The sequence below is a fragment of the Streptomyces sp. CBMA156 genome, from assembly GCF_014596515.1.
Taxonomy (GTDB): Bacteria; Actinomycetota; Actinomycetes; order Streptomycetales; family Streptomycetaceae; genus Kitasatospora.
The window spans coordinates 1-15,748 of sequence record NZ_MSJQ01000101.1 but is presented as its reverse complement, the minus strand read 5'-3'; the positions used below and the strand labels follow the sequence as shown (position 1 = coordinate 15,748).

At 73.4% G+C, this 15,748-nt stretch carries 11 protein-coding genes; 9 read left to right on the top strand and 2 right to left on the bottom strand.

What is annotated here, in order from left to right; all coding sequences use genetic code 11:
- Positions 1 to 363 precede the first annotated feature (363 nt).
- Together BU198_RS08735 and BU198_RS08730 are read right to left on the bottom strand one after the other, a co-directional pair.
- A complete protein-coding gene (locus tag BU198_RS08735) occupies positions 364 to 2,481 on the bottom strand; it encodes a putative bifunctional diguanylate cyclase/phosphodiesterase (protein WP_188296276.1) in 2,118 nt (705 codons plus the stop codon).
- Between the two features lie 91 nt (positions 2,482 to 2,572).
- Positions 2,573 to 3,379: an SAM-dependent methyltransferase gene (locus BU198_RS08730; protein ID WP_188296275.1), complete on the bottom strand. Its 807-nt coding sequence runs from the start codon at positions 3,377 to 3,379 to the stop codon at positions 2,573 to 2,575.
- A 248-nt stretch (positions 3,380 to 3,627) separates the two neighbouring features.
- On the opposite strand from BU198_RS08730, the gene BU198_RS08725 reads away from it, so the two are divergent.
- From BU198_RS08725 to BU198_RS08685, 9 genes are all read left to right on the top strand, one after another.
- Entirely contained in the window at positions 3,628 to 4,149 is a 522-nt protein-coding gene (locus tag BU198_RS08725; RefSeq protein ID WP_188296274.1) for an SRPBCC family protein, read from the top strand.
- Positions 4,146 to 5,384, top strand: a complete 1,239-nt coding sequence (locus tag BU198_RS08720) for a MalY/PatB family protein (protein WP_188296273.1) — start codon at positions 4,146 to 4,148, stop codon at positions 5,382 to 5,384. Before BU198_RS08725 ends, BU198_RS08720 begins: the two co-directional genes overlap by 4 nt.
- Positions 5,385 to 5,572: 188 nt before the next feature.
- Positions 5,573 to 7,783 (top strand): ergothioneine biosynthesis glutamate--cysteine ligase EgtA, encoded by a 2,211-nt coding sequence (gene egtA / locus BU198_RS08715; protein ID WP_188296272.1) that lies wholly within the window; start codon positions 5,573 to 5,575, stop codon positions 7,781 to 7,783.
- Positions 7,784 to 7,842: 59 nt separating this feature from the next.
- A complete protein-coding gene (locus tag BU198_RS08710; RefSeq protein ID WP_188296271.1) occupies positions 7,843 to 9,669 on the top strand; it encodes a GAF domain-containing sensor histidine kinase in 1,827 nt (608 codons plus the stop codon).
- A 396-nt stretch (positions 9,670 to 10,065) separates the two neighbouring features.
- On the top strand, positions 10,066 to 10,365 hold the full coding sequence (locus BU198_RS08705; RefSeq protein WP_188296270.1) for a hypothetical protein: 300 nt from the start codon (positions 10,066 to 10,068) through the stop codon (positions 10,363 to 10,365).
- The gene (locus BU198_RS08700; protein ID WP_188296269.1) at positions 10,355 to 10,759 is read left to right on the top strand and encodes a hypothetical protein; all 405 of its coding nucleotides are present in this window, start codon (positions 10,355 to 10,357) and stop codon (positions 10,757 to 10,759) included. Before BU198_RS08705 ends, BU198_RS08700 begins: the two co-directional genes overlap by 11 nt.
- A 447-nt stretch (positions 10,760 to 11,206) precedes the next feature.
- Positions 11,207 to 12,250, top strand: coding sequence for a PstS family phosphate ABC transporter substrate-binding protein (locus BU198_RS08695; protein WP_188296268.1), 1,044 nt, complete (start codon positions 11,207 to 11,209; stop codon positions 12,248 to 12,250).
- 299 nt (positions 12,251 to 12,549) lie between these two features.
- Entirely contained in the window at positions 12,550 to 13,137 is a 588-nt protein-coding gene (locus tag BU198_RS08690) for a hypothetical protein (RefSeq protein ID WP_188296267.1), read from the top strand.
- A 229-nt stretch (positions 13,138 to 13,366) separates the two neighbouring features.
- On the top strand, positions 13,367 to 15,748 hold a 2,382-nt coding region (locus BU198_RS08685), incomplete at its 3' end, for a hypothetical protein (RefSeq protein WP_188296266.1).

Genomic DNA, 15,748 nt, shown 5'->3' with positions numbered 1-15,748 from the left:
GTCGGACGCCCGCCACCGCCCCCGCGACCACCGTTCCACCCTGCTCCGCGGCAGGTCGCCCGGCTCGGCCCCGGCGACCGACCGGGGTCTCGGCCCGCCCCGGCCGCCCTCCGCCGGATCCGCGCCCTCCGTCGTGCCCATGCGACGCTCTCCTCCCCCGCTGCCCGGACCGGCGCGGGGGCCGCGACCACGGGCGCGCCGGTGCCGGGGTGGTGTTCGACGCGCCATCATCCCCCATGGCGGGCACGGGTGGCGGCCGCTTTCCCGGATCAGGACCGACCTGCCGCAGGACCGATACCGAAGCGCCGTCCGCGCCGGGGGACGGGGCCTGAGCAGGACCCGGGCGGGAGCACGGGCAGGCCTTCAGCGTTCCTCGACCGGGCGCCCCTTCGGCTCCTCCACGACCCGCCGGGCGATCTCGTCCGGCCGCACCGGGCGGCCGAAGTGCCAGCCCTGCGCCCAGTCGCAGCCCATGGTGCGCAGCCGCTGGGCGTCCCGGTGGGTCTCCACGCCCTCGGCGGTGACGGTCAGACCGAGTGCGTGCGCCATCGACACCAGTCCGCTGACGATCCGCCACCCGGTGGACTCGTCCTTGCCCGGTTCGTGCAGGTCGCCGACGAAGGAGCCGGCGATCTTCAGCCCGGAGACCGGCAGGTCACGCAGGTAGGCGAGGTTGGACCAGCCGGTGCCGAAGTCGTCCACGGCCAGCGACACGCCGAGGTCGACCAGCCCGTGCAGGGTGCGCAGCGCCTCGTCCTCGGGCCCGACCACGGTCGACTCGGTGATCTCCAGCTGCAACCGGGCCGGGTCCAGCCCGGTGTCGTCGAGGATCCGGGCGAGGTCGGTGACCAGCGCGGCGCTGCGGGCCTGCCGGACCGCCAGGTTGACGTTGAGCTGCGGGGCGGCGTCCCCGAACCGCTTGATCCAGTCCGCGGCCTGGCCGCAGGCCTGTTCCAGCACCCAGCGGCCGAGCGGCATGATCAGCCCGGTCTCCTCGGCGGTGGTGACGAACTCGTCCGGGCCGAGCACGCCGAGCTGCGGGTGGCGCCAGCGCACCAGCGCCTCCACGGCGGCCAGCCGGCCGTCCGCGAGGCGGTAGAGCGGCTGGTAGTCGATGAAGAACTCGCCGCGGTCGAGGGCCGCCGGCATCCGCACTGACACCGCGTAGCGGCTGACGGCGCGGGCGTTCTCCTTGGGGTCGAACAGCGTCCAGCGGCCGCGTCCGGCCTCCTTGGCCCGGTACAGCGTGAGGTCCGCGGCCCGTACGGCGGCGCCCGGGGTGGTGGTGGACACCCGCCGCTCCAGCACGCCGACGCTGGCGCCGACGGCGAGCTTGTGGTCACCGATCAGCACTGGCCCGGACAGGGCCTTGAGCACGGTCTTCGCGGCGGCCACCGCCTCCTGCTCACCCCGGCACTTCTCCAGCAGGACGACGAACTCGTCGCCGCCGAGCCGGGCCACCAGGTGGCCGAGCGGGGTGAGGGCGGCCTTGAGCCGGGCGGCGACGGCGGCCAGCAGCTGGTCGCCCATGTCGTGGCCGAGGCTGTCGTTGACCACCTTGAAGCCGTCGAGGTCGACGTAGCAGAGGCCGAAACGGGCGCCCGGCTCGGGCTCCTCGAACAGCTTCTCCAGCCGCTCGAAGAAGGCAGACCGGTTGGGCAGGCCGGTCAGCGGGTCGTGGGTGGCCTGGTAGCGCAGCCGCTCCTGGAGCCGGTAGCGGTCGGTGACGTCCTCCAGCATCGCGACCTGGTACTGCGGGATGCCGTCGTCGTCGCGGATCAGCGAGACGGTCAGGTGGGTCCAGACCACCTCGCCGTCCTGGCGGTAGTACGGCTTGTCGAACTGGAAGTAGTCCCGTTTGCCGCTGATCAGCTCCTCGTACGCCTCCCACACGCCCGGGGTGTCCTCGGGGTGCACGAGATCGCCGACCCGGCGGCCGATCATGTCCTCCGGGCCCGCGCCGAACAGCTCCTGGAGGGCCTTGTTGACCGCCATGATGTTGCCGTCGGTGTCACCGATGCCGATGCCGATCGCGGCGCTCTCGAACAGTGCCCTGAACCGGGCCTCGGAGGCGCGCAGCGCCCGTTCGGCCTCCTTGCGGGCTGCGTCGGCGGCGGTGCGGATCGCCTCCTGCTCGTTCAGCGTGCGCTCGCGCAGGGCGCCCGCCCAGCCGGCCGCGAAGGCGCCGGTCAGGGCGGGGCCGCGGTCGTCGTGGACGGGCTGCGCCTGGAGCAGTTCGACCGCCCTGGCCAGCAGCACCGGGTCGGTGAAGTGCGCGTCGACCAGTTCGGCGCCGGCCTGTGCGGCCAGCAGGGGCTCGAACGGGTCGTCCTCCTGGGCCCGGTGCAGCAGCGCGGCGGTGCGCGCGACCAGCCGGCCGAGCAGGCCGGGGTGGACGGCGATGCCGTGGTCGGCGGAGAGCAGCCGGGCCCAGTCCTCGTGGAACCGCTCCGCGCCGCCGCGCACCGGGGTGGTACTCATCTGCTGACCCTGGTTCCTCTGGTGCACGCGCCGGTTCCGGCGGCCGCCGCACGGGGCGTGCGGCCGTCGGTGCCTCGTCCGTCGCGTCCGCTCAAGGGCGGATCCCCACGCCAGCCACCCCGGTCATCCGCTCGGGGTGCTCGCCGACCGTACCGGGCTGGTCCGGGCGCCACTGCGGCAGGTAGACCACGCCCGGTTCGACCAGCTCGAAGCCGGAGAACATCGCGGTGATCTGCTCGTGGGTGCGCATGGTCAGCGGGGTCGGCGTCATCCGGTAGAGCTTCTGGTGGTCCTCGGCCTGGTCGGGGCGGCCCTCCAGGGAGGCGTGCGAGAGGACCAGCGCGCTGCCGGGCGGGAGGGCGTCGCGGATCGTCCCGATCAGCTTCCACGGGTCCTCGTCGTCGCTGACGAAGTGCACGACGGCGACCAGCAGCACGGCCACCGGCTCACCGGCCGCGAGCAGCTGGGTGACCTCGGGGCGGGCCATCAGGTCGGCGACGTCGCGCAGGTCGGCCTGGACGACGTCGCTGTCCGGGTCGTCCTCCAGCAGCAGGCGGCTGTGCGCGACGGCGACCGGGTCGCGGTCCACGTAGACGACCTTCGACTCGGGGCGGATCGCGCGGGCGATGTCGTGCAGCGCGCCGAAGGTCGGGATGCCCGAGCCGATGTCCAGGAAGCGGGTGATGCCCTGCTCGGCGAGGAAGGTCACGGCGCGGCGCAGGAAGGCGCGGTTGGAGCGCATGATCTGGGGCAGCTCGGGCCACATGGCGATCGCCTTGCGGGCCATCTCCCGGTCGACCTCGAAGTTGTGTGAGCCCCCCAGGTAGTAGTCGTAGACCCGCGCGGCGTTCGGTTTGTCCAGGTCCGTACCCTCCGGTACCCAGTTCGGTCGCCGCATGCCTGTGACTCCTTCACTCCGGTTTGTGGGGCGGCAGCGCCCTGAGGGTGCTGCTGTGACTGATGAGACTACAAGCACAGAAGATCCTCCTCCGCACCCCGAACGGGTGCAAGCGGAGTGCACCCTTCCTGGCGGGCGGGCGTTTCCGGAACGTTCACCTCCGCTCCGGGCCCGGGGCGCGGACCAACTCGGCAACGGCCCACCGGCGTTCGGGCCTCGGTCCGGCCGGGCCGGACTAGGGTGGGGCCGTGGACCCCAACCACTACCGATTCCGGGGCGTCTGGCGGCTCGCGGCTCCGGCATCCGCCGTGTACGCGGCGCTGGAGGACGTGCAGGGCTATCCGCGGTGGTGGCCGGAGATCCGCGAGGTCCGGCGGACCGGTGCGGACTCCGGGGACGTGGTGGTGCGCGCGCTGCTGCCGTACCGGCTGGTGATCGGACTGACGGCGACCCGGCGCGACCCGGCCGCCGGAGTGCTGGAGGTGGCCATGCGGGGCGACCTGGACGGGTGGTCGCGGTTCACCGTGACGGCGGACGAACAGCCGGGCGGGGCGGGCGGCGTGCGCGAGTCGAGCGCCGCGGGCGGCGCGGGCGGCGCGGGCGGCGCGGGCAGCCGGGTGCTGTTCGAGGAGGACACCCGGCCCGGCAAGCCCCTGCTGCGCCGGCTCGCCCTGCCGCTGCACCCGCTGTTCCGGGCCAACCACGCGGTGATGATGTGCCGGGGACGGCGGGGGCTCGCGGCACACCTGGCGGAGCGGGGTGACAGATGACAGGCGACAACTTTCAGCGAACAGATGACAGATTTCGAAATCTGTCATCTGTTCGCGGCGCACCCCGGCCTGCGCCAGGACCCGCCCCCGCCGGCACCCCCGACTCCCCCGACTTCGGCTTCGACGCCCCCTTCGACCGCGCCGGCACCGGCAGCAGCAAGTGGGCCCGCGCGGACGCCCCCGGGGTGATCCCGATGGGCCTCGCCGACATGGACCTGCCCGGCCCGCCCGCCGTCGCCGAGGCGCTGGAGCACCGCGCCCGCCACCGCGCGTACGGCTACACGGTGTGCGACCCGGCCGGACGCACGCTGGTGGCCGACTGGTACCGCACCCGGCACGGCGCCGCGGTGGACCCGGACTGGGTCCTGCTGCTGCCCTGCGGGCCGCGCACCGCCCTGCGCGTCCTGCTGGAGGCCGTACGGCCGCAGGCCCCCGTCCTCTTCCCCACCCCCGAGTGGGGCGGCTTCGCCCAGCTCTGCCGCGCGGCCCGCCTCCCGTACCGCGAACTGCCGCTGCACCTCGGCCCCGGCGGCTACCGGCTCCCGCCCGGTCCGCTCCCCCGCCCCGCCACGGCCCTGCTGCTGAGCAGTCCGCACAACCCCTCCGGCCGGGTGTGGCCGACCGGCTCGGTGCGCGACCTCGCCGCGCGGGCGGCGGAGAACGGCACGCTGCTGGTCTCGGACGAGGTGCACGGCGACCTCACCCACCCCGGCCACCCGCACCCCGTCGCCGTCGCCACCGCCGACCCGGCGCACCGCCACCTCGTCGTCACCCTGAGCTCCGTCGGCAAGACCTTCAACTGCTCCGGCATCCCCAGCAGTTTCGCGCTCGTCCCCGACCCCGGGCTGCGCGCCCGGTTCGCCGAGGCACTGGCCGGCTACGGCCTCTGGGAGGGCGGCCTGCTGGAGCAGGCCGTGCAGCAGGCGGCGCTGCGCGAGGGCGGCCCCTGGCTGGACGCGCTGCTCACCCACCTCGCCGCAGCCCGCACCCGCCTGACCGACCGACTGGGGCCCGCCGTCCGCTCCGCCCCGCAGGCCTCCTACCTGCTCTGGCTGGACGCCGCCGCACTCGGCCTGCCGCCCGCCGACGCCCGCCGGGCACTGGTGGAGCGCTGCGGCCTGGAGGCCTCCGACGGCGCCGAATTCGGCCCCGGCGGCCAGGGCTCGCTGCGCCTGAACTACGCCCTCCCCGGCCCGGCGCTGACGACCGTCCTGGCGCGGCTGGAGCGCCTGTGACCCCGGCACATGCCCCGGCCGGAAGCCGCCCGTTCCCCACCCGCCGGCCGCCGGAAAATCCCCGTTCTCACCCGTTCGCCACACCCCTGACCTGCAAAAACGAACGTTCACACGATTTTTGCGGGGCGCCCCCGCATGCTCCGTAGCAGACTGGGCAGGAAGACCGGGCCGCAATCGTGATCCCGAGGATGGTGAGTCCGGTGATACCGGTATCCCGCACCACTCCGCCCGACCGGCAGAGCACGCCACCACCCCCCGCGGGGGTGACCCCGTTGACCGAATCGGGGGCGCGCAGCCACGTGTCGGGCGTCTGCTTCAAGATCGGACCTCCCCGCTTGGTCGGGGTGGAGGTCGAGTGGTTCGTCCACGACGACCGATGTCCGACCCGACCCGTACGGCCCGAACTGCTCCACGCCGCACTGGAGTCGCTGCCCCTCGGCGGCTCGGACGGCACCTCGCTCCCCTCCGGTTCGCGTCTCACGCTCGAACCCGGCGGACAGGTAGAGCTCAGCTCCCCGCCCGCCACCGGCCTCGTGGCCTGCGTCGAGGACACCCGACGCGATCTGACCGCCCTGCGGGCCGCCTTCGCGGCGCAGGGCCTGCGACTCACCGGCACCGGGACGGACCCGCTGGCCCGCCCCCGACAGATGGTGCTGGACCACCCCCGCTACCTCGCGATGGAGCGTTTCTTCGACTCCGCCGGGCCCTGGGGCCGGATCATGATGACCGGCACCGCGTCCGTGCAGGTGTGTCTGGACGCCGGCGAGGCCGACGGCGCGCACGCGGTCGAGCGCCGCTGGCGGCTGGTCCACCGGCTCGGCCCGGTGCTGGTCGCCGCCTTCGCCAACTCCCCCGTCCTGGACGGCCGTCCGACCGGCTACCGGTCCACCCGGCAGACCGTCTGGTCCCGGATGGATCCGACCCGCACCCTCGCACCCGAGCCCGACCACGGCGACCCGCGCGAGGCCTGGGCTCAGTACGTGCTGGATGCCCAAGTGCTGTGCGTACGACGGCCCGAGGGCCTGCCCTGGACGGTGCCGGCCGGACTGACCTTCCGCGACTGGATCCGCGGCGGAGGCGAACGCCCGCCCACGCTCGACGACTTGGACTACCACCGCACCACCCTCTTCCCACCGGTGCGCCCGCGCGGCCACCTGGAGCTGCGGATGATCGACGCCCAGCCCGGGGACGGCTGGACGGTGGTCACCGCGCTGGTCACCGCGCTGCTGGACGACCCGGTGGCCGCCGACGCCGCGCTGACCGCGGTGGCCGCCCGCTCGGCGGCCACCACGGCGCTCGGCACCGGGCTGATCGCGCTGCTCACCGGGCTGACCGTGACCGCCGCGGCCGCCGTCGGCGTCCAGGGTGTGCGCGGCGGGGCGCTGGCTCCGGTCTGCCTGGCCGTGGTGGTGCTGACCCCGCTGGCCGCCTTCGAGGCCGTCACCGGGATGCCGCTCGCCGTCCAGGCCCGCCAGCGCAGCCGCGCCGCGCGGGCCCGGCTGGACGAGGTGCTGGACGCCCCCGCGCCGGTCACCGAACCCGCCGAGCCGGTGGCGCTGCCGGAGCGGCCGCTGCCGGTCGCGGTGCGCGGGCTGACCGTCCGCCACCCCGGGCAGGCGGTGGACGCCCTCACCGGAATGGACCTCGACCTCGCCCCCGGCCGCCGGATCGCCGTGGTCGGCCTGTCCGGCTCCGGCAAGACCACCCTGGCCCAGGCACTGCTGCGCTTCCTGGAGCCGGGCTCCGGCACCGTCACCTTCGCGGCCGGCAGTCCGCAGGCCGTGGACGGCGGCGCGCTCGCGGGCGAGGACGTCCGCCGGGTGATCGGGCTCTGCGCCCAGGACGCGCACGTCTTCGACAGCTCGCTGCGGGAGAACCTGCGGCTGGCCAGGCCGGGAGCGGGGGAGGACGAGCTGCGCGCCGCGCTGGCCGCCGCCCGGCTGCTGGAGTGGACCGAGGGCCTGCCGGACGGCCTGGACACCATGGTCGGCGAGCACGGCGCCCGGCTCTCCGGCGGCCAGCGCCAGCGGCTGGCCCTCGCCCGGGCGCTGCTCGCGGACTTCCCCGTCCTGGTCCTGGACGAGCCCGCCGAGCACCTCGACCTGCCCACCGCGGACGCGCTGACCGCCGATCTGCTGGCCGCCACCGAGGGCCGGACCACCGTGCTGATCACCCACCGGCTGGCCGGGCTGGCCGACGCCACGGTGGACGAGGTGCTAGTGCTGGACGGCGGGCGGGTGGCCGAGCGGGGCCGCTGGTCGGAGCTGGTCGCCGTCCCGGACGGGCGGCTGCACGCGATGTGGCGGCGGGAGCGGGAGGCGGACGGGCTGCTGGGACAGGAGATGGACGGGGTGCCGGAGCGGGCGGCGGGCGGGCTGCCGGAGCCGGTGGGCCGCTGATCAGGAGCCGCCGGTCGCGTCGCCCTTTGTCTGAAAAGCGTACAAACTAGGCTTTCTCCATGGACCCCACGCCGGACCCCACGCCGGACCTCCCCGAGGCCACTCCCGAGCCGACCCCCCACCGGGTGCCCGAGATCGCCTCGCTCGGGCTGGACACCCTGGTCACCGAGGTCGCCGAGCGTCTGCAGTCGGCCGCCGCGGTCACCGACCGGATGCAGCGGCTGCTGGAGGCGGTGGTCTCGATCGGGGCCGGGCTGGACCTGCACGCCACCCTGCACCGGATCGCCGTCGGCGCGGCCGAGCTGGTCGACGCCCGGTACGCGGCACTCGGCGTGATCGCCCCCGGCGGCACCGGCCTGGCCGACTTCATCCACGTCGGGGTCGACGACGAGAACGCCGCCGAGATCGGTGAACTGCCGGCCGGCCGGGGCATCCTCGGCGTGCTCATCGACCGCCCCGAGCCGCTGCGGCTGACCGACCTCGGCGCCGACCCGCGCTCCTCCGGATTCCCGCCGCACCACCCGCAGATGAGGACCTTCCTGGGCGTGCCGATCCGGGTCCGCGCGGAGGTGTTCGGCAACCTCTACCTCACCGAGAAGATCGGTGGCGGCGCCTTCACCCCCGAGGACGAGCAGGTGGTGCACGCGCTCGCCGCGGCGGCCGGCGTGGCCATCGAGAACTCCCGGCTGTACGAGGAGGGCCGCCGCCGCGAGCGCTGGATCGCCGGCGCCGCCGCCGTCGCCACCGCCCTGCTCTCCGCCGAACAGGCCGAGACCGCGCTGACCGTCGCGGCCGAACAGGTGCGGGAGCTGGCCGACGCCGCGCTCGGCATGATCCTGCTGCCGACCGGTCCGGAGGGCGGGGGCGAGGGCGACGGGCAGATGCGGGTCGCGCACGCCTCCGGAGAGCTGGCCGAGTTCGTCCGCGGCGAGCTGCTGCCCAAGGAGAGCTTCGCCGCGCAGCTGCTCGCGGGGGAGAGCGTCTACCTGGACGACATGTCCAGCGACCCGACCGTGGTGATCCGGCTCGCCCGCCGCTTCGGCCCGTCCATGGCCGTGCCGATGGTCGCCGCAGGGCGGGTGCTCGGCGGGCTCTGCGTCTGGCGCCCCTGCGGCGCCCTGCCGTTCACCGACAGCGAGAAGCAGCTCGCCGAGACCTTCGCCTCGCAGGCCGCGCTCGCCCTGCGGCTCGCCGAGGGCCAGCGCGACCAGCAGCGCCTGGCCGTCTTCCAGGACCGCGACCGGATCGCCCGCGACCTGCACGACCTGGTGATCCAACGGCTGTTCGCCACCGGGATGATGCTGGAGAGCGCCGCCCGGCGGGCGATCGTCCCCGAGGTGAAGACCGGCATCGGCAAGGCGGTGGACGAGCTGGACGCCACCATCCAGGAGGTCCGCACCACCATCTACGCCCTCCAGCACGACAACCACGGCGACGCGCCGGACACCCTGCGCACCCGGGTGCTGCGGGAGGCCAGCCAGGCCGCCGCCGCGCTGGGCTTCAAGCCCTCGGTGAGCTTCGTCGGGCCGGTGGAGAGCCTGGTCGGCGAGAAGACCGGCCGTCAACTGCTGGCGGCGCTGCGGGAGATGCTCTCCAACACGGCCCGGCACGCGCGCGCCTCCCGGGTCGGCGTGGAGGTCGACGCGACCACCCACCTGGGCGAGGACGGCCGCCCGGTGGGCGGCGACCCGGAGTCGCTGGACCGGGGCGGGCGGCCCGGGGTGCTGCTCACCGTGACCGACGACGGGGTGGGCATCCCGGCGGGCGGGCGGCGCAGCGGACTGCTCAACCTGGCCCGGCGGGCCGAGGCGCTCGGCGGCGACGCCTGGCACGAGAGCGGGCCGTACCGCAAGGGGACGATGGTGCGCTGGACGGCCAGGCTCTGACCGGGGCCGTTGACCCGGGCCGTGGCCCGGCCGTCGATTCCGGCGCGGGGACCTGCGCTGATTCCGGATTTGCCGCTTTCCGACCGTGGATTCATCGGTCGGTGAGCGAACCGGAACACGTTCCGTCGGTTTCGGCCCATGACAAGTGAAAGTTAAACGAGAGAGAACTTCCCGACCAACGGCGCAAGTTGTGAACGTTCTGGGCTTTCGGGGCCTCCGTGTGCACACATAGCTTTGCTCCGCTCGGAGGGGAATCCGGAGGGCAACCGGACGGAGGGGGCAGTGAACGCTGCCGGCCGCGGTCACACCGCAGCAGGGGCAAGTCGAGGGGGTTTCCGCGCCGAACGGGCAGCGGACGGGCGCTACCGCTGGCAACTGAAGGCGCCCAACGGACGGGTGGTCGCGATCACCCCGGCCGCGTTCGAGACGGCCGGCGAGGCGGAGCGGGGCTTCGACGGCCTGCGCGTCGTGGCGACCGATCTCACCGCACGCATCACCCACGTACGGGAGGGCATCGGCTGGATCTGGGTCGTCCAGGGTTCCCGCAGCCTTCCCGAGGTGCGTTCCAGTCGCGCGTACGAACGGTACGCGACCTGCCAGAACGCGTTCCGGCGGTTCGTGGTGCTGCTCGCCAAGCAGTCGCCGCGCGAACTGCCTGAGCCCGTCGCACCGTTGAGACGCACCGATGGCCGCTGAGCGGCGCGGCCCGCGGCTGCTGATCGTGCCGACGGCCGACCGCGGCCTCGGCTGGGCGCTGCGGGCCGCCAACGGGCGGCCGCTCGGGGTCGGCGTGCGGACCTACCGCAACGAGGAAGAACTCGCGGAGTCCGTGCGGCAGTTGCTGATCGAACGGGCCGCACTGCGATGTTCGGTCGGGCAGTCCGAGGGGCGCCAGTGGGTCTGGGCCGCCTACCTGCCGGTGCGCAGCACCCGGCCGGGGGCGGCCGCCGCCGTTCCGGTGGCCCGCAGCGCGCGGGGGTACCTGCGGCGGGACCAGTGCCAGGCCGGGATCGAGGGCTTCCTGGCCGGGTTGCAGAAGGTGGGGCAGGAGCTGCGGCGGTCCGGACGGGACGGCCGCTGGCCGTTGTAGGACGTCACGTCCATGACGGTCCGTCGATGCGACGGATCGTCATGTCGGCGTTTCCTGATCCGCTGCCCCGCGGTGCCGCCGCCCGTGCTCCCGTCCGCTTTCCGGATGCCTCCGTGCGCTCCCGGTGCATCTGGCTCCGTTCGTGCTGTCCCGGTGAAGGACAGGTTTCCGGCAACACTCCGAGCAGCCTCCTGGAGAAGAACGTCGACCGGGCGCGGAGGCCCGATGGTGCCCCTGTCACGTGCGCGCTGACCAGTGGCTAAACCTCGCCGAACCGATGAGTCGACATTCCCCGGCCGGACTCGGCCTCCCTTCCGGCGGAACCTCCCCGACGGCCAGGATCGGCACTGCCAACGAGGCCGCAGCGGACGCGGCCACACGGCCCCGGGCTCCCGACCGGAGTACGGGTTCACGCGATGTACGTCTCTCCCCCGGAGGAAGAGGAACATGCGTAAGACCGCTGCCAAGCTGCTCACCGTCGCCGCCCTGGCGACCTCCATCGCCACCGTCGCCGGCGGCACCGCCGTCGCCGACCCGGCCGCCGGTGTGACCCCGCGCGCCATCGACATCGTCGGTGTCGGCTCCGACACCACCCAGTCGGTGCTGAACCAGCTCGCCGCCGACTACAACGCGTCGCTGACCAACGCGAGCACCCCGCGCCTGTACAGCTGGGACGCGACCCCGGCCGGCACCATCACCACCAAGACCGGTGCCACCGCGATCACCCGCCCGAACGGCTCCGGCGCCGGTGTCAAGGCCCTGGCCACCAACACCACTGCCACGGTCGACTTCGCCCGCTCCTCGCGTGGCCCGGCGACCGGTGACGCCACCGGCCTCGCCTTCGTCGCGCTCGCCAAGGACGCGGTGACCTGGTCCGCCAAGCTCAACGGCAACGCCCCGGCGGCGCTGACCCCGGCGCAGCTCAAGGGCATCTACCAGTGTGACGTCAACTTCCGCACCTGGAACCAGATCGACTCCACCAAGCCGGCCGTCGCCATCAAGCCGGTTCTGCCGCAGGCCAACTCCGGCACCCGTGCCTTCTTCCTGACCGCGATCGGCAACCCGACCCTGGGCTCCTGCGTCACCGACGGTCCGGAGGAGAACGAGGGCACCGACTCCCGCCTCGACGACCCGAACGTGGTCTTCCCCTACTCCGTGGCCCGCTTCCTCGGCCAGACGGTCGGCGGCCACAGCACCGCGACGGACGCCCCGGGCAACCTGACCCTGCGCAACGTCACCATCAACGGCACCACGATCGTTCCGGTGGCGAGCAACGTCATCAACAGCACCTTCGCCAACTCGCAGTTCGGCCGCGTGGTCTACAACGTGGTCCGCAACACCGAGTGGACCGCCACCGACGCGCACGGCGTCGCCCTGCAGGCGATCTTCGGCGAGGACGGCTGGATCTGCAACTCCACCCAGGCCACCAACGACCTGAAGAGCTACGGCTTCCTGCCGACCGCCGCCTGCGGTGTCGCCACCCTCACCTGATCGACCCTGATCGGCCCTGAATCTCCGCACAACCTGCAGACCTGGCGGTCACGGGCCTCGTGCCCGTGGCCGCCGGCCCATCGGCCCGGTCCGGCCCGGTTCGGCTCCACCTCGCCGCGACCGCACGGCCGGGACGCGACCGCTCCCCGCCGACCGTGGCCCGCGGCTTCCTCCGCCAGAGCCGATCCTCCGGTCCGCGTGTCGACTGCCGCCCCCGCCGCGGTGAAGCACCCCTGAACTGCCGGTTGTCCGACCGGTGTACCACCAGCACCAATTCTCCCTCTCCCAAGGAGTTCAGCATGTCCCGTACTCCCGCCCGGCTGCTGGCCGGCAGCGTCGCGGTCATCCTCGCCGTGACCGGCCTGAGCGGTGCGGCCGCCGCCGACAGCGCGCCGGCCGCCGTGACCGGCACTGCCGTGGCGACCGTGAGCACCACGTTCGTGTCCTCCGCGGCGCAGAACGGCGTGGTCGTTCTCCCGCTGCCGGATGCCGGTGTCTCCTACAACTCGGCCGAGGGCCTCAAGGTCTCCTTTCCGGTGACCGGCGGTTCGGTCAGCCTCCAGGGCTACTACGGCGAGGTGCAGCTGGGCGGCAGCCTGCTGTTCATCGACTACTTCACCGGCAAGAGCGTGCGATTCAAGCAGCTCGCGTTCAACGCCGAGGCCTGGCGGCTCACCGGCGTGCCGGAGGGCGGGACCACGGCGGTCAACCTGCTGAAGCCGGCCGGCGTGGCGCAGACCGGGCACAGCGGAACCACCCAGACGCTCAACTCGTCGGACTTCAAGGTGGATGCCTCGGCGGCCCAGTACCTGGACACCCAGCTGAAGACCACCTTCTTCACCGCCGGCCAGTCGGTGGGTTCCTTCTCCCTGACGGTCAACGGCTGACGCCGTCCGACCCCGAGAGGCCCGCGCCGTCAGGTGCGGGCCTCCCCGTGTGGATTGGCCAATTCCGCTACGGAGTCGCCACGTTGGGCCCTCGTACACGTGGGCGACCGGATCCGGCCATGTGTGGCGGGCCGAATGGATGCGTACCGGAATCGCCGGTCGCGCCCGCAGCCCGATCCCCCTCGCGCCGCGCATCCCGGCGGCGCGGATCCGCACGGAGGTGCCCGTCATGAGAGTCCGATTGCCCGTCCGGAGAGAACCGGGGGGGTGGAGACGCCGACTGCCGTCGATCGCGCTGGTGTGGTCGGTGGTGGTCGCGCTCGGCGTGGTGCCCATCGGCCTGGGCGCGGTGGCACCGGCCACCGCGGCGACCGGGTCCGCCACGACCGTGGAGGGACCGGAGGTCTGGATCCCGGAGAGCCAGTCGAAGGGTCCTCACGGCAGCATCACCGTCTCGCAGACCAAGAACCTGACCAACCAGGTCATCCAGGTGTCCTGGACCGGGTTCACCCCGACCGTGGACTTCATGGGGGCGCCGGTGCCGGTCACCCCGGTGCTCGGAGACCTGGCGCGCTACCCGGTCAGGGTCTACCAGTGCCGGGGCGCCGACCCCAAGATCACGGACTGCTACGGGAGCACGCTGTACAACACGGACCCGGAGAAGGGCTTCGAGCAGCCGAAGCCCGCGCCCGGCATCACGACGCCGGACTTCCCGAGCAACATGGCCCTCTCCCCGACCGGGCCGGACGGCTCCGGCTTCGCGAACATCGAGGTCTGGACGGCGGTGCAGAGCCCGACGCTGGGGTGTGACGCCACCCACCCGTGCTCGATCGTGGTCGAGCCGAACTACGGCGGGGACAGCATCGCGATCTGGAACCGCAAGGGCAAGACCAACTGCGACAACCACGACGCCGACGTCACCGCCGACGGGTACGTTCCGACGGCGACCGACAAGGTCATGGGCCAGGGCAACGTCCGCAACCAGCTCACCACCAGCGAGCAGTGCGCGTGGCAGAACCACGTCGCCATCCCGCTGCAGTTCGCGCCCACCCCGGCCGAGTGCGAGGGCCGGACCGCCGACATGACGATGGCCGGGCTGGAGATGGCCAACCGGGCCATGCAGCAGTGGCGGGCCGGCCTCTGCCAGGGCAGCGCGCCGCTCGCGCTTCAGTACAGCTCGGCCGGCGGGGAGCCGCAGGCCCGGGAGGACTTCCTGGGCGGCCGCAAGGACGTGGCGCTGACCGCCCGGCCGGACCGGGAGCCGCCGGCGAGGCCGTACGTCTACGCCCCGCTGACGACGACCGGCATCTCGGTGGTCTTCGTGGTGGACGATCCGGGGACGGGCCGTCAGATCCGCGACATGAAGCTCAACGCCCGGCTGCTGGCGAAGCTGCTCACCCAGTCCTACTCGCCGGCCAGCTCCGACATCGCCTCGGTCCGGGGCAACCCCGACTGCTTCTTCAAGGATCCGGAGTTCCTGAAGCTCAACGTCCTACCGCCGGCCTCCGGGCTGGCCTGGCCGACGTTCTGCAGCACCGCCAACTCCAGCCCGACGGTAGTCGGCGGTACCACGGACCTGGTGCACCAGCTGACCTCGTGGATCGTGTCGGACCCGGACGCGGCCCGGTTCCTGGACGGTGAGCCCGACCCGTGGGGCATGCACGTGGACACCTTCTACCTGCGTCCCACCTTCTCCGGGTACCCGGTCGAGTCCTTCATCCGACAGGATTCCTCGGGCATCGCGGGGGCCACCGAAGACCCGTTCGACCGGTGGAAGCAGTACGAGTGGAACCCCAACACGATGGGGCTGGGCGACATGGCCCGCAAGCTCCTCCAGAACACGCCCAACTGCACGGTCGCGAGACTCAACGGGGACGGTACCCATCCCGCCTGCCCGGCCATGCCGCCGGGTGAGCGGACGCTGTTCACCGTCATGGACACCGGCCAGGCGAAGGCCTTCTCCCTGCCCGAGGCCCAACTGCTGAACCCGGCAGGCCAGTTCGTCTCACCGGACGGCTCCGGCTTCCAGGCCGCGGTGGCCGACATGCCGACCGACCCGGCCACCGGCGTGCAGCAACTGCCGTACGGCGTCGCCGACACGGCCTTCTCGCGGGACCAGCGGGCCTACCCGCTGACCACCGTGCAGTACGCGATGGTGCCCACCCAGGGCCTCCCGGAGGCCAAGGCGGGGTCGGTCTCCCAGTTCCTGAAGACGGTGACCACCACCGGCCAGGTGTTCGGCTTCGAGCCGGGCAAGCTGGCGGCGGGCTTCCTGGCCCTGAACGGTGCCCAGCGCCAGCAGGCGGCGGACGCCGCCAAGCACGTGGAGGCGCAGGACGGCAAGCTGCCCGGCAACCAGGTCGCCCCGACGACCCCGCCCGCCGAGGGCGGCGAGGGTGCGGCCGGCACCGGGGGCACCGGCTCGTCCGGCTCCGGTGAGGGTTCCGGGGGCACCGGCGGCACCGGGGGCACGGACGGCAGTGGCGGTACCGGCGGAACCGGCGGCACGACCGGCGACGGTTCGTCCGGCTCCGGCCTCACCGGCGGCTCCACCGGCGGTCTGACCGGCGGTACCGGAACCACCGGCGGCGCCGGGGCCGTCGCCCCGGCC

Coding starts and splice junctions, on each gene's coding strand:
- BU198_RS08720 (WP_188296273.1), top strand. CDS start 4,146: ATGACAGGCGACAACTTTCAGCGAACAGATGACAGATTTCGAAATCTG.
- BU198_RS08695 (WP_188296268.1), top strand. CDS start 11,207: ATGCGTAAGACCGCTGCCAAGCTGCTCACCGTCGCCGCCCTGGCGACC.
- BU198_RS08735 (WP_188296276.1), bottom strand. CDS start 2,481: ATGAGTACCACCCCGGTGCGCGGCGGCGCGGAGCGGTTCCACGAGGAC.
- egtA (WP_188296272.1), top strand. CDS start 5,573: ATGGTGAGTCCGGTGATACCGGTATCCCGCACCACTCCGCCCGACCGG.
- BU198_RS08730 (WP_188296275.1), bottom strand. CDS start 3,379: ATGCGGCGACCGAACTGGGTACCGGAGGGTACGGACCTGGACAAACCG.
- BU198_RS08700 (WP_188296269.1), top strand. CDS start 10,355: ATGGCCGCTGAGCGGCGCGGCCCGCGGCTGCTGATCGTGCCGACGGCC.
- BU198_RS08690 (WP_188296267.1), top strand. CDS start 12,550: ATGTCCCGTACTCCCGCCCGGCTGCTGGCCGGCAGCGTCGCGGTCATC.
- BU198_RS08710 (WP_188296271.1), top strand. CDS start 7,843: ATGGACCCCACGCCGGACCCCACGCCGGACCTCCCCGAGGCCACTCCC.